Origin of the sequence: Natrinema salinisoli (assembly GCF_020405205.1) — an archaeon.
GTDB classification, from domain to species: domain Archaea; phylum Halobacteriota; class Halobacteria; order Halobacteriales; family Natrialbaceae; genus Natrinema; species Natrinema salinisoli.
The window spans coordinates 3,508,419-3,527,173 of the sequence record NZ_CP084469.1 but is presented as its reverse complement, the minus strand read 5'-3'; the positions used below and the strand labels follow the sequence as shown (position 1 = coordinate 3,527,173).

Below are 18,755 nucleotides of genomic sequence, written 5' to 3'. Positions count from 1 at the left end.
TGCCGGCGATCCCTGACCCCAGTTCAATGAGTGACGCCGACTGGGAGGAGGACGATCCGTTCGAGGAACAACGGGAGGAGATCGAGAACCCGATGAAGCGGCTGTTCCTCGAATACGGGTCGAACTACACCGGTGCTGCGGTCATCGGCGTCATCGCGAGTTTCTTCGCCCGGATCCTGGATCTGCTCCCGGCGCTCATGCTGGGGGTCGCGATCGACGCCGTGATTCGACAGGACATCGGGTACGTGGAGGCGTTCCCGATCGGCGGCGGACTCGTCGCACCCGTCGTCCCCGACGGACGGATGGCACAGTTCTGGCTGACGGTCAGCATCATCGCCGGCGCCTTTCTCTGTTCGGCGGTCTTCCACTGGACCCGAAACTGGGGGTTCAACACCTTCGCCCAGAACGTCCAACACGACATCCGGACCGACACCTACGACGAGATGCAGCGCCTCGACATGGGCTTCTTCGCCGACAAACAGACCGGCGAGATGATGTCGATCCTCTCGAACGACGTCAACCGCCTCGAGAAGTTCCTCAACGACGGGATGAACTCCCTGTTCCGGCTGCTCGTGATGGTGCTCGGCATCGGCGGGCTCTTGCTCGCGATCAACTGGCAACTGGCGCTCGTGGCGCTCCTTCCGGTACCGCTGATCGCCGTCTTCACCTACCTCTTCATCCAGACCATCCAGCCCAAGTACGCCCAGGTGCGCTCGACCGTCGGCAAGGTCAACTCCCGACTCGAGAACAACCTCGGCGGCATTCAGGTAATCAAATCCAGCACGACCGAGTCCTACGAGTCCGACCGGGTCGAAGGCGTCTCGCGGGAGTACTTCGACGCCAACTGGGGTGCGATCCGTACCCGGATCAAGTTCTTCCCCGGGCTGCGCGTGCTCGCGGGGATCGGTTTCGTCATCACCTTCCTCGTCGGCGGCCTCTGGGTCATCGAGGGGCCGCCCGGCCCGTTCTCGGGCGACCTGAGTACCGGGATGTTCGTCGTCTTCATCCTCTACACCCAGCGCTTCATCTGGCCCATGGCCCAGTTCGGGCAAATCATCAACATGTACCAGCGGGCTCGCGCCTCGAGCGCCCGCATCTTCGGCCTGATGGACGAACCCAACCGGGTCGGCGAAGAGCCCGACGCGCCGGATCTCGAGGTGACAGCGGGCCACGTCGAGTACGACGACGTCTCCTTCGGCTACGACGAGGAGACGATCCTCGAGAACATCGACTTCACCGTCGCGGGCGGCGAGACGCTCGCACTGGTCGGTCCCACCGGTGCCGGCAAGTCGACGGTTCTCAAGCTCCTCCTGCGGATGTACGACGTCGACGAGGGCGAGATCCGGGTCGACGGCCAGCGGGTCCAGGACGTGACCCTTCGGAGTCTCCGCGAGTCGCTGGGCTACGTCAGTCAGGACACGTTCCTCTTCTACGGCAGCGTCGAGGAGAACATCAAATACGGCACCTTCGACGCCGACCGCGAGGACGTGATCGAGGCGGCGAAGATGGCCGAAGCCCACAAGTTCATCGAGAACCTGCCGGAGGGGTACGACACCGAGGTCGGCGAGCGCGGCGTCAAACTCTCCGGCGGCCAGCGCCAGCGGCTCTCGATCGCCCGCGCGATCCTCAAAGACCCCGACATCCTCGTCTTGGACGAGGCGACCAGCGACGTCGACACCGAGACGGAGATGCTCATCCAGCGCTCGATCGACGAACTCGCCGAGGATCGAACCACGTTCGCCATCGCGCACCGACTCTCGACGATCAAAGACGCCGATCAGGTGCTCGTCCTCGAGGGCGGCGAGATCGTCGAGCGCGGAACCCACGACGAACTGCTCGCAAACGGCGGCCTCTACTCCCACCTCTGGGGCGTGCAAGCCGGCGAGATCGACGAGCTTCCCGAGGAGTTCATTCAACGCGCCCAGCGCCGGCAGGCGCGGACGGAAGTCGGCGACGACGACTAAATCCCGGGTCGACGACCGCCTCAGAAAGACTCCTGTTCGCGCTGTCCCTCTTGATCCGGTGCGCCCTCGTCCTGTCTGTCCTCGCCCCCCGCAGGGGGTGTGCGATCGCTGTAGTTTTTCCGACCGATCGCCTCGTCGCCGACCATGTTCATGATCGCCCCCTCGACCTCGCCGTAATCTCGATACTCGTCCTCGCCTAGCGGACCGATAAGCTCCTCGAGCGTCGTCGTGTTGCCGCTCATCTCGATCGTTTCGTCGCCGTGTTTCTCGAGGAGTTCGTCGTGACCGATCGGATACTCTTGATTCTCGAGTTTCTCCTGCAGGTCACCGAGTTCGATGCCGAGCTCGCGGCTATCGTCTGGCATACTCGGAGGTCGGTCACGCGGCGGAAACCGGTTGGCCCTGCGCACGCCACCGCCGCGGGGAACGCCGTACGCGGGCCGCAACCCCGCTCGCCACCGCGGGTTTCATGTCCGCACGCCCGGGATACTCCGCCATGGACCTCACAACCGCGACGTGGACGGACGTTCGTGACCTCGAGACGGACCTCGCGGTCGTCCCCGTCGGGAGCACGGAACAGCACGGTCCGCACGCTCCCCTGGGAACGGACGTGCTGACCGCCGAGGCGGTTGCCGACGCCGGGCTCGAGCGGGTCGACCGCGAGGTCGTTCGCGCGCCGGCGATTCCGGTCGGGATCGCCGAGGAGCACCGCCAGTTCCCCGGGACGATGTGGGTCTCCGAGGACACCTTCCGGGACTACGTCGGCGAGGCCGTCGCGAGCCTCGCCCACCACGGGTTCGACCGCGTCGTCCTCGTCAACGGCCACGGCGGTAACGTCGACGCTCTCCGAGAGATTAGCGGGCGACTCACGCGGGACGGCGACGCCTACGTCGTCCCCTTCACCTGGTTCGACAGCGTCGGCGACCACAGCGCCGACATGGGCCACGGCGGCCCCCTCGAGACGGCGCTCCTGCGCCACTGCGAGCCCGAATCGGTCCGCGAGGATCGGATCGAGGTCGCCCGAGCCGGCGCTGCCGACGGCTGGGGCGAGTGGACGAGTCACGTCAATCTGGCCTACGACGCGGCGGAGTTTACGGAAAACGGAGTCGTCGGCGATCCCGACGAGGGCGACGCCGAGCGGGGTGAGGAACTGTTCGAAATCGCGTCCGATGCGCTGGCTCGGCTGCTCGAGGCCGTCGCCGAACGCGACGTGTCACGGCCCGAGAACCGATAACGTCCGGTGGTGGCTCGTACAGCGTTCGACCGCTGACTATCGACTTGTTGGCAGCGAGACGAGATCGACCGATTACTCCTCGTCTTCGTCCTCGTCCGCAGCGTCGGCCTCGTCCGCGTCGTCGTCCGCTGCCTCCGAATCGTCTTCTGGGCCGGCGTCCTGGAGCGTTCCGCGAAGGGCCGGGATCGTCGACGTGAGCTCGCCGACCTGCTCGCCGGCTTCCGAGATGTCCGTGATGGCCTCCTCGAGATCGGCGATCTCTTCCTCGAGGTCGTCGGCGTCGTCGAAGGCGTCGGCACGCTGGCCCATGGTGAACCACTTCTTCGCGTCGCGGAGGTTCTCCTCGGCGTCACCGGCCTCGAGGGCCGAGTTGAGTCCGTTGAGGACGCCCAGCACGTTGTCGGCGTCGGTGTCCCAGATATCGTCGGCGTCGGGAAGCGCCGCCCAGGCGTCCGCGAGCGAGGATTCGACGTCCTCGCGCATCTCGTTGGCCGCTTCCCCGAACAGTTCCTCGTCGTCGCCGAGCGTCGCTTGGCTCATGTCACCGTCTTCACGGGCGTCGAGGTTAAAAGGTAGCCCGAAAGTGAAAGTGAAAATGGCCGGGAGCGAGTCGATATCCGTCGAACGGCGGCCAGATTTCGAAAGGAACGTCCTCGGTCGAGTACCGATCGTCGACCAGTCGGGAGCCGCGTCTCGCCGACAGAAGTGAGACGGTTTCAGAAGAGTCCGAGAAGGAATCCACCCCCCATGACGACGAGAACGACAGCGGAGACGAGCGGCAGATACGGCGTGTACGTTTCGACCGTCTCCTCGAAGTGGTGATAGCCCGCGATCAGGGCCATCGTGAGGCCGACGATTCCGACGACGACGGTGATCGCGTACGCGCTCATCAGTTCGAGACACCGGTTCGATCCGGCACAGAGCGCGATGATCTCGAACTCCTCTTCGTGTGCAAACCCCAGGACGAACGCGACCCAGGCGATGCTGAGTAACCCGCGGTCGGCGGCCTCCTCGAGGCCGTCGCTCGAATGGGAATGCGAGTGCGAGTGGGAATCGCCACCGACGAACGGGACGAATCCCGACAGTCGAGTCAGAACGCTCCCCTCCGAGTGGGACTCATCGTGGTCGTGATCATGATCTCGGTGCTCGTGCTCGTGGTCTCGATCCGTATGAGCGTGTGACTCGCCCGTGTGCGAGTGGCCGTGGAAATACTCCCGAATCCCGAGGGCGATGAGGGCGATCCCGGCGACGATACTGACGGGACCGCCGATCCGAACCCCGCCGAGAACGGTGAGCGGCTCGTTGACCTGCGTGAGGTCGAAGTACGACTTGGCGTAGAAGAATACGCCGACCATCGCGATGCTGCTGATCAGGTGGCCAATCCCGATGAGGAGACTCGCTGCCAACCCGTATATCCACTTGTTGGCCTGATCGAGGGCATACGCGGCGGCGATCGGCCACCCGTGACCCGGCTCGATACCGTGAATCGCTCCGAGTGCGATCGCACCGACGAGAAGCCCGGATACCTCCGTCCCGATCATGGATAATTGCGTATGCGTATATCAGAAAGCAGTCGCTATAGTGGTTGTTAATACCGAAACGGGGGAACGATCATACGAGCAATCTTGTGTCGTCACCGCGAACCCGTTCGTATGCGAACGAGTTTCAACATCCCCGACGAGATCGTCGAGGAGTTCGACCGCGTCTGGGCCGACGAAGGGATCGAGAACCGCTCGCGAGCGGTGCGAGAAGCGATGTCTGAGTACATCGAAGCGCACTCGAGGCTCGAGGAACGGGCCGGCGAAATCGTCGCGCTCGTCGGCTTCGACTATCGCCACCACGAGGTGATCGGGGAACTCCACGCCGTCCAGCACGACTATCAGGACGTGATCCAGAGCACGAGCCACACCCACCAGGGCGAGTGGTGTCTCGAGTCGCTGTTCTGCCGCGGGGACGCCGAACAGGTGCGCGAACTGACCTACCGGCTCCGGGATTTCGACGGCGTACAGCGAGTCAAAGTCATGGTCATTCGCGATCCGAGCCCGTAGCGCCGACTACCCGAGACCGGGGTCGCCGGGCCGGCTACGCTCGACCGCGAACGGACTCGAGTCGCATCAGCGGATAGCCGTCCTCCATTTCCATCCGCGTGACCACCTCGCAGCCCTCGTAATCGACGACGATCTCGACGTCGAGGAACCGGCCCGTCAGTTCGGTGTAGTCGGCCGTGGACTCGGCGAGCGCGGCCTCGAGTTCCGCGGTCCGAACGTCGACGGATACCTCGGTGCAGTGGGGCTGGTTCTCGATCGATTCCTCCATCGCCGTCTCGAGGCTGGCCGCGCTGTCGGGCGAAACGGGCGTGCCCGCGAACTGGTGGTAGAGCGAGCCGAACTTGATTCCCGCCTCGAAGCAGGCGGCTTCGGCGTCCGTGGGTACCGTGTCCGGTGACATGTGCGAGTGCTCGAGTGCGGTGGGCAAGGGGATTGCGATGCGATTGTGGATTGTGATCGGTACGCTGGTACTCGCAACGACGAGCGTTCTGCGTCCACTGGCAGCACGGAATCGCCACGCCCTCTCCGACCGATTTCGTCTCACGGGTGCGACGCACCCGTTCGCACGGTTCGCGGGACCGTCGGTCCCGCGCTATTTCCTCACTCATCCACCGGAAGACGCATCGCGTCTTCCGAGCAGTCGCTCGTTGTACTCGTGACGACCACGTACAGTTTCGAGTCGGGGCTCACCGTTGGCTCGTCACGACTCAGCGCGCGCCACAGCTAGCGGATCATCGGTCGAGAACGATCCGTGAGATGTCGGCGAGCCTCCGAGAGGCGATTGCCACCACCGCCCGTACCGACGCGGAACCGCATGGTACTTATCGGCGCTTTCCCTTCCACCGAACGAATGGCACAGTCAGTCCTGCTCACGGGGGCTGCGGGGCGGGTCGGAGAGGCCATCCTCGGTGGCCTCGCTGAGGAGCACGAGTGGCGGTTACTGGACCGAGATCCACCGACCGAGGACCAGCCGGGCGAGTTCGTCGTCGCGGACATCACCGACGAGGACGCCGTCCGCGAGGCGATGGAGGGGATCGACGTCGTGATCCACCTCGCGGGCGATCCGCGTCCCGAAGCGCCGTGGGACAGCGTCTTGACCAATAACATCGACGGCACGCAGACCGTCTTCGAGGCCGCCGTCGACGCGGGCGTCGAGAAGGTCGTCTTCGCCTCGTCGAACCACGCCGTCGGAAACTACGAGACCGACGAGCGGACGCCGGACATGTACCGCGAACACGACGAGTATCTGCTCGACGGCACCGAGCTCCCCCGACCGAGCAACCTCTACGGCGTCTCGAAGGCCGCCGGCGAGACGCTGGGCCGCTACTACCACGACGAACGCGACCTCTCGGTCGTCTGCGTCCGTATCGGCAACCTCACCGAAGGCCACCCGCCGATCGACTACGAACGCGGGCAGGCGATGTGGCTCTCCTACCGGGACTGTGCGCACCTGTTCGACCGCTGTATCCGCGCCGACTACGAGTACGAGATCGTCTACGGCATCTCCGACAACGACCGGAAATACTACTCGCTCGAGCGCGCCCGCGACGCGCTCGGGTACGACCCGCGGGACAATTCCGCGTACTACGACGGCGAGGAACGGGTCGTCGAGCCGGACGCCTGACCCGGGATACGGTCCCTACAACTCCGGGAGCCCCTCACCGAGAGCCGGCAACCGGCTCGGTAGACCACGACGTTTTGTCGCCGGCCGTCGCAACTGGTTGTATGGAGTACACGACGCTCGGATCCACCGGGATGACGGTCAGCCGGCTCTGTCTCGGCTGCATGAGCTTCGGGACCGGCAGAGAGTGGATGCTCGAGCCCGACGAAAGCAACGAACTCATCGAGCGCGCGATCGACCTCGGGATCAACTTCTTCGACACCGCAAACGTCTACTCCACGGGCGAATCCGAGGAGATTCTCGGCGACGCCCTCGCGGGCTACGACCGCGATTCGCAGGTCGTTGCCACGAAGGTCTTCGCCGAGATGGATCCCGACAATCCGAACGCGAGCGGCCTCTCCCGCAAAGCGATCGAACAGGAACTCGAGGCGAGCCTTGACCGCCTGGGGATGGACACCATCGACCTCTACCAGACCCACCGATGGGACTACGACACGCCGATCGAGGAGACCCTCCGCGCCCTCGACGACGCTGTCCGGCGCGGACAGGTGCGCTACGTCGGCACCTCCTCGATGTGGGCCCACCAGTTCGCCGAGGCGCTGCACACCAGCGACGCGCTCGGGCTCGAGCGGTTCGCGACGATGCAGAACCACTACAACGTCCTCTACCGCGAGGAGGAGCGGGAGATGTTGCCGCTGTGCGATAGGGAGGAGATCGGCGTGATTCCGTGGTCGCCCCTGGCTCGCGGGGTTGCGACTCGCCCCCACGAGGAGATCGACTCGACGACGCGCGGACAGACCGATCAGTATCTCGCACAGATGTCGTACCTCCAGGGCGGCGGCGAGGAGATCAACGAACGAATCCAGGAGCTCGCCGCCGAAAAGGGCGTCTCGATGGGACAGATCTCGCTCGCATGGCTGTTGCACAAAGAGTGGGTCGACGCCCCGATCATCGGGACGACCAGCATCGACCACCTCGAGGACGCCGTCGAAGCGCTCGAGATCGACCTCTCCGACTCGGACATGGAATACCTGGAAGAGCCGTACGAGCCGCTACCGGTCGCGGGCCACGAGTAATCGTCGGTCGTCGGCGGAACCTCCTCAGAGCAGGTCGGTTTCGGCCAGCACCTCGGCGACCCGTTCGACGTGAGCCGTATGTTCCTCGCCCTCGAGTCCCTGGTACATCGTCGTGACCGAGAGGTAGTCGGCGCCGAGGTCTCGCCAGGCCTGCGCGCGGTCGATCCACTCGTCCTCCTCGTCGGGAACGGCGTACATGCGGCCGCCGAGGCCGATCTCGTCGGGGTCGCGGCCGGCGTCCTCGGCGTACTCGTAGAGGTCCGCGAGGTGGGCCTCCGCCTCCTCGCCGGGCTGGAACTGGGGCAACCAGCCGTCGGCGATACGGGCGACGCGGCGCTTGACCGGCTCGGCCATGCCCCCCATCCAGATCGGAATCGGCTGTTGGACCGGCAGCGGTCGGATACCGGCGTCCGGAATCTCGTGGAACTCGCCATCGAACTCGACGAGGTCATCCGTCCAGAGGCGTCGCAGGACGTCGACCTGTTCCTCGATGCGCCGCCCTCGCCGCGAGAAGTCCTCGCCGAGCGCGACGTACTCGGGTTCGTTCCAGCCGACGCCGACCCCCATGCGGAACCGGCCGTCGGTAAATCGATCCAGCTGTGCGGCCTGCTTCGCGACGAGCGCGGTCTGGCGCTGCGGGAGCACCAGAATGCCAGTCATGAACGTCAGCTCGTCGGTCTGGCCGGCCAGATAGGAGTAGGTTGTCAGGGGCTCGTGGAACGTACTCTCGTAGTCGTAGGGTCCGTCCCAGTTCTCCCGGTCCGGATTCACGCCGAGGACGTGATCGTACGCCAGCACGTGTTCGTATCCCGATTCCTCGACTCGCTGGGCGTAGTCGGTTATCGTCTCCGGGTCGTGACCGATCTCGAGTTGAGGAAGTACGGTACCGATTTCCATACGTTGCCTTCGACCGGGTCGAACTTGAAAATGTAGCCGTCGCTGAAGCTACGACGATCGGACGATCGTTAGAACAGCCCTTCCACGTCCTCCTCGCGGGCCCGCCGTCTGCCGACGTGGTCACTCAACCGCTGGGAGATGATCCCGCGGTTCTCGTCCTCGCGGACGAAATCGAACAGGAGCGTGATGAATACGCTGTCGTCCTCGCCGGCCTCGAGGTCCTGCCGTGCGTACCCCCGTGCCCGAGCGACCGGCTCGTCGTCGTAGCCGAACTCCTCCGCGAGGACGACCGCCGCGATCGCCGTCGCCTCGAAGCCGAGCGACGGCAGCGTCGGATGATCGCCGTCGTGTTCGATTCGTACCGGCTTCCGGCGCTCGAGGAGTTCGGGATCCGCCGCGAGTCGAGACAGAAACGACCGAACCGGCTCGAGTCGAACGTCGCGGTAGTCGGCGGGCAGACCCGCGAGGTACTCGCCCGCGCTTTCCGCGAGCCCGACGGTCCCCTCCCAGTTGCGCTCGCGGGCGTGGAACACCGCACCGCTGTACTGGATCAGGCCGTGGAGCAATCGCTCGTCGTCGCTCCCCGACTCGAGTTCGAGCCAGCGGTTCTCCCAGGCGTCGTGAGCGGCGTGGTAGTAGCCGTCGTTGAAGATGGCAGCCCCCGCCCGGAGCCGATCGCGCATAGCCCTCGTTGGTGCTCGAGACTCGAGAACGTGACGAAAACGGTGGGTGCCGGATATCCTGCCCCAGCGGCGACCGGATCCACGGGACGCAAGTGAAACCGGCTGTCGGGAGCCGATCTCCGGCCGATTGCTGTCTGCCGGCGGTTTCGGATACGATCGGACGTCCACACGGGAGGACGCAGCGACGTCTCGTCTCGAATAATGTGCTTTCCGCGCGTGGTAAGAACGTAGTACCACATCCCGGCGGTCGAAAATCGGATCCTCTCTTTTCGGCCGCTGCTCGGCGCCGTTGCTACGCTTCGAATCCGTCCTCGAACCGAAACACACCGTTGCGCTGGACGACCTCGCCGTCGACTTCGAGTCGGGAATCCTCGCTGACGTCGGTGATCAGGTCGACGTGGACGGCCGACTCGTTGCCGGACTCGCCGTCCGGCAGACAGGCGTCGTAGGCCCGTCCGAGCGCCAGATGAACAGTATCGCCCATCTTTTCGTCGAAGAGTATGTTGTCCGTGTAGCGGTCGATCCCGCGATTCATTCCGATTCCGAGTTCTCCGAGTCGACGCGCCCCCTCGTCCGTCTCGAGGATCTCGCCGATCACGTCCTCACCCTGCTCGGCGTCGTACCCGACGACCTCGCCGTCGGCGAACTCGAGGCGCACGTTTCGGACGGATTCGCCGCGCAACGTCATCGGCACGTCGAAGGTCACCTCGCCCTCGGTCGCGTAGGGCGCGGTGAAGACCTCACCGCTCGGCAGGTTGTGGGAGTCGTAGGCGACCGAAGCGGCGCTGTTGACTGCCGTTCGGCCCCCGATCTGCATGGTGAGATCAGTGCCGTTCGAAACGAGCCGCACCTCCGACCCGTCGTCGAGCAGTTCCTTGAGTCGGGCCATCTCGTCGGCCAGCGCTTCCCAGTCCCTGAGGATGGCGTTATAGGCGAACGTCTGGTACTCCTCGTAGGCCATGTTGGCCTGCTGGGCCAGCGAGCGCGTCGGGTGGACCGTCGAAACCCAGCGGGTTCCCAGTCGAGTCTCGCGGATCTCGGTTCTGGCGTTGTTGTACGACCGTCGCTGATCCCCTGAGACGTCCGCGGTCGCACTCGTGTTCCGCCCGCCACCGAGCGAGAGGTAGACATCCGCGTTCTCGACCAGTGCGAGTTCGTGGGCCGGGTTCTCGTCGAACTCGCCGTCGTGGGCCCGCAAGTAGGCCCGTGTGATCTCCCCCGAACTGTAGGTCGCGAGGAGGTTGGCACCCCGCTCACCGAGTTTCTCGGCGACGGCGACCGCCAGTTCGTGAGCGTCCGGCCCCACCGAGCAAACGACGTCGTCGCCCGCTTCGACGCGAGCGCTCCAGTCGACCAGTACCGCGGCGTGTTCGCGTACGCGCTCGTCCATACTTCCTCCTCTCGAGCGGGCTACTAAACGCTCCCCGTTCGGAACGCGGAGACGAGGATCTGCTCGCAGAGACCGTCTCGAGACGCGGGGAATCAGGCAGTCGATGCGTCGTCGGTGACCAGTCCCTCGCGCGAGCGCACGACCGAGACGATCGCGTAGACGATCGGCGTGTCGAGGACGGCGATCGCGAGCTTCAGCAGGTACTGACCGACCATCAACGAGAGGATGACGGGCGTCGGAAGCACGACACCGACACCGAGGACGGCGGGCGCGATGGCGAACGCGACCGAGACGAAGATGACGGTATCGATCGCCTGGCTGCTCGCCGTCGACGCGATGTTGCGGAGCCAGAGCTTCTCGGCGCCGGTATACTCCCGAATGCGGTGGAACACGAGCACGTCCCAGTTCTGGCTGACGAGATACGCCAACAGGCTCCCGAGAACCACGTTCGTCGACGCTCCGAGCACCGTCTCGAACGCCCCGGGATCGACGCTCGAGGCGGCGGCCGGCGCAGCGATCGTCGACCAGACGAGCGCGAGGACGACGAAGTTGAGGACGAACCCTACGTTGACAACGATCTGACCCGCTCGCCGGCCGTACAGCTCGGTGTAGCAGTCGCTCGCGAGGAACGTCAACGCGTACGCGAGCGCCGCACCGGGCAACGCGAGCTGTGCGCCCGCGACCGGGAGCGCGAACGGAAGTTCGAACGCCAGTACCTTCGACGCGGTCAACTGTGCCGTTACGAGCGCCGTCACGAAGAGACCGATCAGCGCGACCTGCGCGACCGTCGGCCCGGTGTGAGACTGCCGCGGACTCATACCGGCGCGTACCGATCGGATCCACCTAAACGATGCTATTCGGCTATTACTCGAGGAAGATAACCCACAGTGGTATTTGTTATCGTGGGTTACACAGGCTGTGGCCGCCGAATAGCCCTCGAAACGGGTACGACTGGCTCGTGAATCGTTCTGGACGAACGGTCGATTGAAGATAGGTACTATTCGAGAGCATTGACTCATCTTTGTCTGTTTTCACCCTACAGTGGAAGGAGATGTCTCGACGTCGAAACAGCTACTGTCCCGCTTGAAGGGGGGATTGCGAGTTGAACCATCCGCTAAGCCTTGTCGACGGACGAACAAACGCTGACTTAGCGATAACTCTGGATTCTGGACAGCGACTGTCGTATTCCACGCTCGAATTATTTCGTTTCGACATATTATCTATAACACAACTGTTATACGTATCCCGGGCCTCGATTGAATTGCAATGGCGAAAGGAAACGTTGATTTCTTCAACGACACAGGCGGCTACGGTTTCATTGAGACGGACGACGCGGACGATGACGTTTTCTTCCACATGGAAGACGTTGGCGGTCCGGACCTCGAAGAAGGCACAGACATCGAATTCGATATCGAACAGGCCCCCAAGGGCCCCCGCGCCACCAACGTCACCCGCCTGTAATACGGCTTTTTACGTTCGGTAACGGGTTTCACATATCACTATCATTTTTCGGGACGCTACCTAACTGCCAGCGAGAGCCGTGTCGAACGGACACGACGACCGGCCCCTCGAGAGTGACGCCACTCGCTGTCCGCGTGTCGCCCTCGAGTATCGAGTGAATACGCCATCACTCTCCCCTATCTGCCTCGTGTGTTTGCCGGTAGAGATACCGAGCCGGTTGGTAACGAAGCGAATTCATCGAACGTAGGCAGTCGTTACTAACCGTAACGACAGACGGTATCACGATTATCTCAGTTAGCTTCGATGAACGTACTGAAAACAGTTGATACGAAATCGATAACAAATAGTCGGGTTCCCGTCCGTCCACCCGATACAAAATGGACGATTTGACAGGGTTTCAACGCGACCTTCTGTACGTGATCGCAGGGGCCGATCAACCGTCGGGTCAGGACGTCAAAGACGAAGTCGAGACGTATTACAATAGTGAAATCAATCACGGACGATTATATCCGAATCTCGATACGCTGGTCAACAAGGACCTCGTCGAAAAGGGGCAGCTCGATCGACGGACCAACTACTACGAGATCAGCGATCGCGGCCAACAGGCTATCGAGGAACGTCGACAGTGGGAACAGGAGTATATCGAAACGTAAATCATTGCCTCACCGTCCCGTGACCCGCCACTGGTAGCAACTTCACGAACAGCCGATAACGCAATACGGTCGACGGCAAGAGCGATATTGCCCCCACCGATCAGCCTAGCAGACGCCCGAGCGGCGAAGCCCCTGGTACGAATCGCCACCCCTTCGAACGCGTGATCTCACAGTCGCACTCGATGTGATTCCGGCGACGAACACTGTACGCTACTGATACACTAGCCGCCGAAACGGGTAGCACACTACTCGCACCGCCGTCGTGTGATTCGATGTGTAGTGACTACGGTGGCGACGATAGTGACTGGAAGCCACTGGGAACAGTCCCTCGAGATATCCCGATTCGTTGCCTTCAGTTTGAAACCCAGAACTACTTACGTCGGGAGAGTCGTTGATTCACTAACCGAAATAGGCGCTGTCCCTGGCACAGTTGGGACTGGCCTTCGATTCGACCCACCGAGGACGTGATCGAAGCCGTACTCACGTCGGAAGACGTCTCTCCCAGCAGCCCCTCCGGCTGCACGACTGTCCACAGGACTGCTATGATCGGCCCTACCCATGGAAATTGAAATTGCGACAATTGGCGGCTACGAGGAAGTCGGGCGACAGATGACGGCTGTCCGCGCCGGTGACGACATTGTGATCTTCGATATGGGGCTCAACCTGTCGAAGGTCCTCATTCACGACAACATCCGAACCGAAGGGATGCACAGTCTCGACCTGATCGATATGGGCGCTATCCCGGACGATCGGATCATGAGCGACCTCGAGGGAGACGTCAAAGCGATCGTCCCCACCCACGGCCACCTCGACCACATCGGTGCGATCAGCAAACTCGCACACCGATACGACGCACCCATCGTCGCGACGCCGTTCACGATCGAGCTGGTCCAAGGCGAACTCGAGGAAGAAGGCAAGTTCAACACCGATAACGAACTCGTCAAGATGGACGCCGGCGAAACGATGTCGATCGGCGACACCGGCGCGGTCGAGCTCGAGTTCGTCAACGTCACCCACTCGATCGTCCAGGCGATCAACCCCGTTCTCCACACCCCCGAAGGCGCCGTCGTCTACGGACTCGACAAACGGATGGATCACACGCCCGTCATCGGCGACCCGATCGACATGGAGCGGTTCCATGAAATCGGCCGCGAAGGCGAGGGGGTCCTCTGTTACATCGAAGACTGTACCAACGCGAACAAGAAGGGACGTACCCCCTCCGAAAACGTCGCCCGCGAACACCTCCGAGACGTCCTCTACAGCATGGAGGACTACGACGGCGGCATCGTCGCGACGACCTTCTCGAGCCACATCGCTCGCGTGAAATCGCTGATCGAATTCGCTCGCGACATCGATCGGACGCCGATCCTCCTCGGCCGCTCGATGGAGACGTACTCCGGGACCGCGAAACAGATCGGGATCGACTTCCCCTCCGACGTCGAGATGGTCGGCTACCGCCAATCCATCGAACAGACGTTCGAGCGCATTATGAACGAAGGCAAGGAGAACTTCCTGCCCGTCGTCACCGGCCATCAAGGTGAGCCTCGCGCAACGCTCACACGGATGGGTCGCGGCGAAACGCCGTACGAGCTGGAAGACGGCGACAAGGTCGTCTTCTCGGCTCGCGTGATTCCGGAGCCGACGAACGAGGGCCAACGCTACCAGGCCGAAAAGCTACTCCGCATGCAGGGTGCACGCATCTACGACGACATCCACGTCTCCGGCCACCTCTGTCAGGAAGGTCACTACGAGATGCTCGATGCACTGCAACCCGAGCATATCATCCCAGCCCATCAGGACATGAGCGGATTCTCGGGGTACGTCGAACTGGCATCCAACCGTGGCTACAAGCTCGGACGCGACCTGCACGTTACCTCGAACGGTAACGTCATCGAACTGGTCTAAGCTGTAGCGACTCCGGCTTTTATTCCCAAACCCGTTGAAATGTGAGTGGCGGCGCTACTGAAACGAAATAAATAGCAAAACCCACACAGCAGTTGCTGTGTGGGTGTAAGTATGAGTGGAAGCGGCGAATCGGGGTTCCCAGAGGCTCGCGCACTCCAGTACTGACCGAAACGTAGGCGAGCTTATCTTCCGTGTTCGGGATGGGTACGGGAGGAACCTCGCCACTGTGGCCGCTGTAATGCCGATCGGCGGAATCGAACCGCCGTTAGACCACGATCGGTCGCTCGACCATATTGGTCGATATGAGTGGTGGCGGCGAAACGAATTTCCCAGAGGGTCGCCCACTCCAGTACTGATCGTAACGCAGGCGAGCTTATCTTCCGTGTTCGGGATGGGTACGGGAGGAACCTCGCCGCTGTGGCCGCCGTAATGCCGATCAACGGGATCGAACCGTTGTGATACCAATATCGGTCGGTGTGTCCAAGACCGTAGTATACGTGTAGTCCAGTTTGCGTCCGGACCCGTTCTCGCGTCACGGATCCAATGCGATGTAGTATGAATGTGTGGCTCGATCGATTAGTGCTCGCGGGCTCAACACCTCGTTGCCTTGGTGCGTACACCCCGAGTCTATCGAACTCGTCTTCTACGAGTGATCTCAGTGGTATCTCTTTTTCAGGTGGGTTTCGAGCTTAGATGCGTTCAGCTCTTACCCCGTGGTGCGTCGCTGCCCAGCACGTGCCCTTCCGGACAGCTGGTACACGAGTGGCACCCATTCGTAGTTCCTCTCGTACTATACGAACGTTCCCGTCAGATACCGTAACACCCCCAATAGATAGCAGCCGACCTGTCTCACGACGGTCTAAACCCAGCTCACGACCTCCTTTAATAGGCGAACAACCTCACCCTTGCCCGCTTCTGCACGGGCAGGATGGAGGGAACCGACATCGAGGTAGCAAGCCACTCGGTCGATATGTGCTCTTGCGAGTGACGACTCTGTTATCCCTAAGGTAGCTTTTCTGTCAGCAATTGGCCGCATCAAGCAGCCTAATTGGTTCGCTAGACCACGCTTTCGCGTCAGCGTCCGTCGTTGTGCCGGACACTGTCAGACTTCCTTTTGCTCTTGCGCTCTTCCTCGGGTCTCCGACCCGAGTGAGGAAATCTTGGGGCGCGCCCGATATCTTTTCAGGCGCGTACCGCCCCAGTCAAACTGCCCGGCTACCAGTGTCCTCCGCCAGGAGTGAGAGTCGCAGTCACCATCGGGTAGTATTTCAATGTTGGCTCGGTGGCCCGCTAGCGCGGGTACCTGTGTAACGCCTCCTACCTATGCTGCACAATGGCGACCACGTCTCAGTGACAGCCTGCAGTAAAGCTCTATAGGGTCTTCGCTTCCCCTTGGGGGTCTCCAGACTCCGCACTGGAACGTACAGTTCACCGGGCCCAACGTTGGGACAGTGGCGCTCTCGTTGATCCATTCATGCAAGCCGCTACTGAAGCGGCAAGGTACTACGCTACCTTAAGAGGGTCATAGTTACCCCCGCCGTTAACAGGTCCTTCGTCCCCTTGTACGGGGTGTTCAGATACCTGCACTGGGCAGGATTCAGTGACCGTACGAGTCCTTGCGGATTTGCGGTCACCTATGTTGTTACTAGACAGTCGGAGCGCCCGAGTCACTGCGACCTGCCTCTTCGCGAGGCAGGCATCCCTTATTGCGAACGTACGGGACTAACTTGCCGAATTCCCTAACGTCGGTTGATCCCGACAGACCTTGGCTTTCGCCGCCATGAGTACCTGTGTCGGATCTCGGTACGGACAGTGTGCTCGCTTTTTCACGGGCTCTGGGTAGACCTGACTTGCGCGATCCTGCCATTCGAACGCTTCGTGCCATTACGGCTTCCACGCTCTTCGACAGTTCGACCGGGCGAAAGCCCGGCTCAGGCGGCCCCAAAGCGTCAGCTTTGAGTGCACACTGGCATAGGAATATTAACCTATTTCCCTGTTGTCTGCGTCGACTTACGGGCAGACTTAGGACCGGCTAACCCTCAGCTGATCAGCATTGCTGAGGAACCCTTACTCGTTCGGCCGTCGGGGTTCTAACCCGACTAACGCTGCTACTATGACCAGGATTTTCGTTACTGAACGGTCCACACGAAATCTCTTCCGTGCTTCCACCCGAACAGAACGCCAACCTACAAGATTGCGGTGTGAACCGCACTGCTAGGTCTCGGTGGTAGACTTGAGCCCCGATCATTTTGGGCGCCTCAAACCTCGGCCGGTAAGCTGTTACGCTTTTCTTAGAGGGTAGCTGCTTCTAAGCTCACCTCCCGGCTGTCTAGGGCTTGAGACCACCTTCGATCGCACTTAGTCTACACTTGGGGACCTTAACCCAGCTCTGGGTTGTCTCCCTCACGGTACACAGGCTTACCCCGTGCACCGGACTCCCTGCGTCAAACGACGTTTGTAGGTTCGGAGTTGGACAGGGGGGCGCACTCCTCTCGGAGTGCGGTCCCCCAATCCGTTGCTCTACCCCACAAACTATCTCGGCAGAGGTCATGCTTCGACATGTTTCGGTTGGAACCAGCTGTTTCCGGACTCGATGGGCCTTTCACCCCTAGACGTAGGTCACGAGAGGGTATTGTAGGACACCAACTCTAACAGACTTCCACGTGCCTTTCGGCACGCTTCATCTTGCCCACGCCTAGATCGTCCGGTTTCGGGTCGTACCCGTTTGACTCCCCGCGCTTGAACACGGTGGTCCTGGTGCAAAGCACTGCGACCATATCGGTTTCCCTACGCCTTCCCAGATGATCTGGTTAGACTCGTCAAACAGCACACTCCCTGGTTCGTTTTTCAAAACGTACGACAGAACACCGGCTTCCCAAACTTCTTACTACAGGTTCGCACCTGATTCATTTTGTCCGGGACCTTGTGTGCCCTGTCGCTCCATCGCCAACTGATTTCACGCCCTATTGCACCTCCCTTCGTGGGGTGCTTTTCAGCGTTCGCTCACGCTACTTGTTCGCTATCGGTCTTGAGGAGTGTTTAGTCTTCGCGGTCGATGCCCGCGATATTCACGAGGGATATCCAACCCCCGCTACTCTGGAACTGACTCGTCTCTTACTCGTCGACAATACGGGACTGTCACCCTGTTTCGTGCTCTATTCCAAGAGACTTCCTGTCGGCTTCCGGAGAGTGATTGTCAGTCCGAACACCACATTGCCCGTGAAGGCTTCGGTTTGGACTGTGTCGCGTTTATTCGCCATTACTAACGACATCGCGTTTGCTTTCTTTTCCTGTCGATACTAAGATGTTTCAATTCTCGACGTTCCCCATTGCGCGAAGCAATTGCGGTGGGGATTCCCATTCGGAGATCCTGAGTTCTTCGCCTCCGTGCGGCTCCCTCAGGCTTATCGCAGCTTGGCACGTCCTTCGTCAGCTCTCAAGCCGAGCGATCCACCAGCTGGCACAGTAGCCACGTTCATCGGATCGGCAGTCGTAACGGATGTTACGACCACGTAGTGACCCGGGAACGGGTCCAGTGGACGCCTGGACTACACGTACACACGGTCTCATCTGCACGCCGTAGACGCGGCATGCATTAACCCTTCCCACCCGCGTTTACACGGGGTGGTGCATCGGTTCGTTCGGATTCAATCGTCGGGCCGTCTCCCACTTAAGGGGCACGATCCGAGATTTCCTCCGAGACATGGACCCACAGGGATTCGAACCCTGGGCATCCTCCTTGCAAAGGAGGCACTCTACCACTGAGCTATGGGCCCACGTCCGCCCACGATGGGCGGACAGAGCGTATTGTGTTAGCCTCGGT

At 61.7% G+C, this 18,755-nt stretch carries 16 protein-coding genes, 1 tRNA gene and 3 rRNA genes; 8 read left to right on the top strand and 12 right to left on the bottom strand.

Annotation, left to right across the window (positions count from 1 at the left end; genetic code table 11):
• Positions 1–26: 26 nt before the first annotated feature.
• The gene (locus LDB05_RS17400) at positions 27–1,964 is read left to right on the top strand and encodes an ABC transporter ATP-binding protein (RefSeq protein WP_226005236.1); all 1,938 of its coding nucleotides are present in this window, start codon (positions 27–29) and stop codon (positions 1,962–1,964) included.
• Between the two features lie 20 nt (positions 1,965–1,984).
• On the opposite strand, the gene LDB05_RS17395 is transcribed toward LDB05_RS17400, so the two are convergent.
• Complete coding sequence (locus LDB05_RS17395; protein ID WP_226005235.1) at positions 1,985–2,329, bottom strand: DUF5789 family protein; 345 nt, start codon at positions 2,327–2,329, stop codon at positions 1,985–1,987.
• A gap of 131 nt (positions 2,330–2,460) precedes the next feature.
• On the opposite strand from LDB05_RS17395, the gene LDB05_RS17390 reads away from it, so the two are divergent.
• A complete protein-coding gene (locus LDB05_RS17390) occupies positions 2,461–3,198 on the top strand; it encodes a creatininase family protein (protein WP_226005234.1) in 738 nt (245 codons plus the stop codon).
• 72 nt (positions 3,199–3,270) lie between these two features.
• Here LDB05_RS17390 and LDB05_RS17385 read toward each other — a convergent pair whose 3' ends face one another.
• Both LDB05_RS17385 and LDB05_RS17380 read right to left on the bottom strand, forming a co-directional pair.
• Entirely contained in the window at positions 3,271–3,738 is a 468-nt protein-coding gene (locus LDB05_RS17385; RefSeq protein ID WP_226005233.1) for a DUF5790 family protein, read from the bottom strand.
• A 176-nt stretch (positions 3,739–3,914) separates the two neighbouring features.
• Positions 3,915–4,739, bottom strand: coding sequence for a hypothetical protein (locus tag LDB05_RS17380; RefSeq protein ID WP_226005232.1), 825 nt, complete (start codon positions 4,737–4,739; stop codon positions 3,915–3,917).
• Between the two features lie 111 nt (positions 4,740–4,850).
• Between LDB05_RS17380 and LDB05_RS17375 the strand changes: the two genes are divergently transcribed.
• Positions 4,851–5,246: a CopG family ribbon-helix-helix protein gene (locus tag LDB05_RS17375; protein WP_226005231.1), complete on the top strand. Its 396-nt coding sequence runs from the start codon at positions 4,851–4,853 to the stop codon at positions 5,244–5,246.
• Positions 5,247–5,280: 34 nt separating this feature from the next.
• Here LDB05_RS17375 and LDB05_RS17370 read toward each other — a convergent pair whose 3' ends face one another.
• Entirely contained in the window at positions 5,281–5,646 is a 366-nt protein-coding gene (locus tag LDB05_RS17370) for a dihydroneopterin aldolase family protein (RefSeq protein ID WP_226005230.1), read from the bottom strand.
• 450 nt (positions 5,647–6,096) lie between these two features.
• Between LDB05_RS17370 and azf the strand changes: the two genes are divergently transcribed.
• Both azf and LDB05_RS17360 read left to right on the top strand, forming a co-directional pair.
• Complete coding sequence (gene azf / locus LDB05_RS17365; RefSeq protein ID WP_226005229.1) at positions 6,097–6,870, top strand: NAD-dependent glucose-6-phosphate dehydrogenase Azf; 774 nt, start codon at positions 6,097–6,099, stop codon at positions 6,868–6,870.
• A gap of 101 nt (positions 6,871–6,971) precedes the next feature.
• Positions 6,972–7,943, top strand: coding sequence for an aldo/keto reductase (locus tag LDB05_RS17360; RefSeq protein WP_226005228.1), 972 nt, complete (start codon positions 6,972–6,974; stop codon positions 7,941–7,943).
• Positions 7,944–7,967: 24 nt separating this feature from the next.
• Here LDB05_RS17360 and LDB05_RS17355 read toward each other — a convergent pair whose 3' ends face one another.
• The 4 genes from LDB05_RS17355 to LDB05_RS17340 all read right to left on the bottom strand — a co-directional run bounded on the left by LDB05_RS17355 (position 7,968) and on the right by LDB05_RS17340 (position 11,731).
• Positions 7,968–8,840 carry an LLM class F420-dependent oxidoreductase gene (locus tag LDB05_RS17355; RefSeq protein ID WP_226005227.1) on the bottom strand — a complete coding sequence of 291 codons (873 nt, stop codon included), beginning with the start codon at positions 8,838–8,840 and terminating at the stop codon, positions 7,968–7,970.
• A gap of 68 nt (positions 8,841–8,908) precedes the next feature.
• Positions 8,909–9,523, bottom strand: a complete 615-nt coding sequence (locus LDB05_RS17350) for a DUF309 domain-containing protein (RefSeq protein ID WP_226005226.1) — start codon at positions 9,521–9,523, stop codon at positions 8,909–8,911.
• A 292-nt stretch (positions 9,524–9,815) separates the two neighbouring features.
• On the bottom strand, positions 9,816–10,913 hold the full coding sequence (locus LDB05_RS17345) for an aminopeptidase (RefSeq protein WP_226005225.1): 1,098 nt from the start codon (positions 10,911–10,913) through the stop codon (positions 9,816–9,818).
• Positions 10,914–11,005: 92 nt separating this feature from the next.
• The gene (locus tag LDB05_RS17340; protein ID WP_226005224.1) at positions 11,006–11,731 is read right to left on the bottom strand and encodes a queuosine precursor transporter; all 726 of its coding nucleotides are present in this window, start codon (positions 11,729–11,731) and stop codon (positions 11,006–11,008) included.
• A 448-nt stretch (positions 11,732–12,179) separates the two neighbouring features.
• Between LDB05_RS17340 and LDB05_RS17335 the strand changes: the two genes are divergently transcribed.
• From LDB05_RS17335 to LDB05_RS17325, 3 genes are all read left to right on the top strand, one after another.
• Entirely contained in the window at positions 12,180–12,374 is a 195-nt protein-coding gene (locus LDB05_RS17335) for a cold-shock protein (protein WP_006187181.1), read from the top strand.
• A gap of 377 nt (positions 12,375–12,751) precedes the next feature.
• Complete coding sequence (locus tag LDB05_RS17330) at positions 12,752–13,027, top strand: helix-turn-helix transcriptional regulator (RefSeq protein WP_226005223.1); 276 nt, start codon at positions 12,752–12,754, stop codon at positions 13,025–13,027.
• A gap of 558 nt (positions 13,028–13,585) precedes the next feature.
• Positions 13,586–14,932 carry a ribonuclease J gene (locus LDB05_RS17325; RefSeq protein ID WP_226005222.1) on the top strand — a complete coding sequence of 449 codons (1,347 nt, stop codon included), beginning with the start codon at positions 13,586–13,588 and terminating at the stop codon, positions 14,930–14,932.
• 116 nt (positions 14,933–15,048) lie between these two features.
• Here the strand turns inward: LDB05_RS17325 and rrf (LDB05_RS17320) are convergent.
• The 4 genes from rrf (LDB05_RS17320) to LDB05_RS17305 form a co-directional block, all read right to left on the bottom strand.
• Positions 15,049–15,170, bottom strand: a 5S ribosomal RNA gene (rrf, locus tag LDB05_RS17320).
• A 69-nt stretch (positions 15,171–15,239) separates the two neighbouring features.
• Positions 15,240–15,361, bottom strand: a 5S ribosomal RNA gene (rrf, locus tag LDB05_RS17315).
• Positions 15,362–15,490: 129 nt separating this feature from the next.
• Positions 15,491–18,410 (bottom strand): 23S ribosomal RNA (locus LDB05_RS17310).
• Between the two features lie 226 nt (positions 18,411–18,636).
• A tRNA-Ala gene (locus LDB05_RS17305) sits at positions 18,637–18,708 on the bottom strand.
• Between the last annotated feature and the right edge of the window lie 47 nt (positions 18,709–18,755).

Coding starts and splice junctions, on each gene's coding strand:
- LDB05_RS17400 (WP_226005236.1), top strand. CDS start 27: ATGAGTGACGCCGACTGGGAGGAGGACGATCCGTTCGAGGAACAACGG.
- LDB05_RS17395 (WP_226005235.1), bottom strand. CDS start 2,329: ATGCCAGACGATAGCCGCGAGCTCGGCATCGAACTCGGTGACCTGCAG.
- LDB05_RS17390 (WP_226005234.1), top strand. CDS start 2,461: ATGGACCTCACAACCGCGACGTGGACGGACGTTCGTGACCTCGAGACG.
- LDB05_RS17385 (WP_226005233.1), bottom strand. CDS start 3,738: ATGAGCCAAGCGACGCTCGGCGACGACGAGGAACTGTTCGGGGAAGCG.
- LDB05_RS17380 (WP_226005232.1), bottom strand. CDS start 4,739: ATGATCGGGACGGAGGTATCCGGGCTTCTCGTCGGTGCGATCGCACTC.
- LDB05_RS17375 (WP_226005231.1), top strand. CDS start 4,851: ATGCGAACGAGTTTCAACATCCCCGACGAGATCGTCGAGGAGTTCGAC.
- LDB05_RS17370 (WP_226005230.1), bottom strand. CDS start 5,646: ATGTCACCGGACACGGTACCCACGGACGCCGAAGCCGCCTGCTTCGAG.
- azf (WP_226005229.1), top strand. CDS start 6,097: ATGGCACAGTCAGTCCTGCTCACGGGGGCTGCGGGGCGGGTCGGAGAG.
- LDB05_RS17360 (WP_226005228.1), top strand. CDS start 6,972: ATGGAGTACACGACGCTCGGATCCACCGGGATGACGGTCAGCCGGCTC.
- LDB05_RS17355 (WP_226005227.1), bottom strand. CDS start 8,840: ATGGAAATCGGTACCGTACTTCCTCAACTCGAGATCGGTCACGACCCG.
- LDB05_RS17350 (WP_226005226.1), bottom strand. CDS start 9,523: ATGCGCGATCGGCTCCGGGCGGGGGCTGCCATCTTCAACGACGGCTAC.
- LDB05_RS17345 (WP_226005225.1), bottom strand. CDS start 10,913: ATGGACGAGCGCGTACGCGAACACGCCGCGGTACTGGTCGACTGGAGC.
- LDB05_RS17340 (WP_226005224.1), bottom strand. CDS start 11,731: ATGAGTCCGCGGCAGTCTCACACCGGGCCGACGGTCGCGCAGGTCGCG.
- LDB05_RS17335 (WP_006187181.1), top strand. CDS start 12,180: ATGGCGAAAGGAAACGTTGATTTCTTCAACGACACAGGCGGCTACGGT.
- LDB05_RS17330 (WP_226005223.1), top strand. CDS start 12,752: ATGGACGATTTGACAGGGTTTCAACGCGACCTTCTGTACGTGATCGCA.
- LDB05_RS17325 (WP_226005222.1), top strand. CDS start 13,586: ATGGAAATTGAAATTGCGACAATTGGCGGCTACGAGGAAGTCGGGCGA.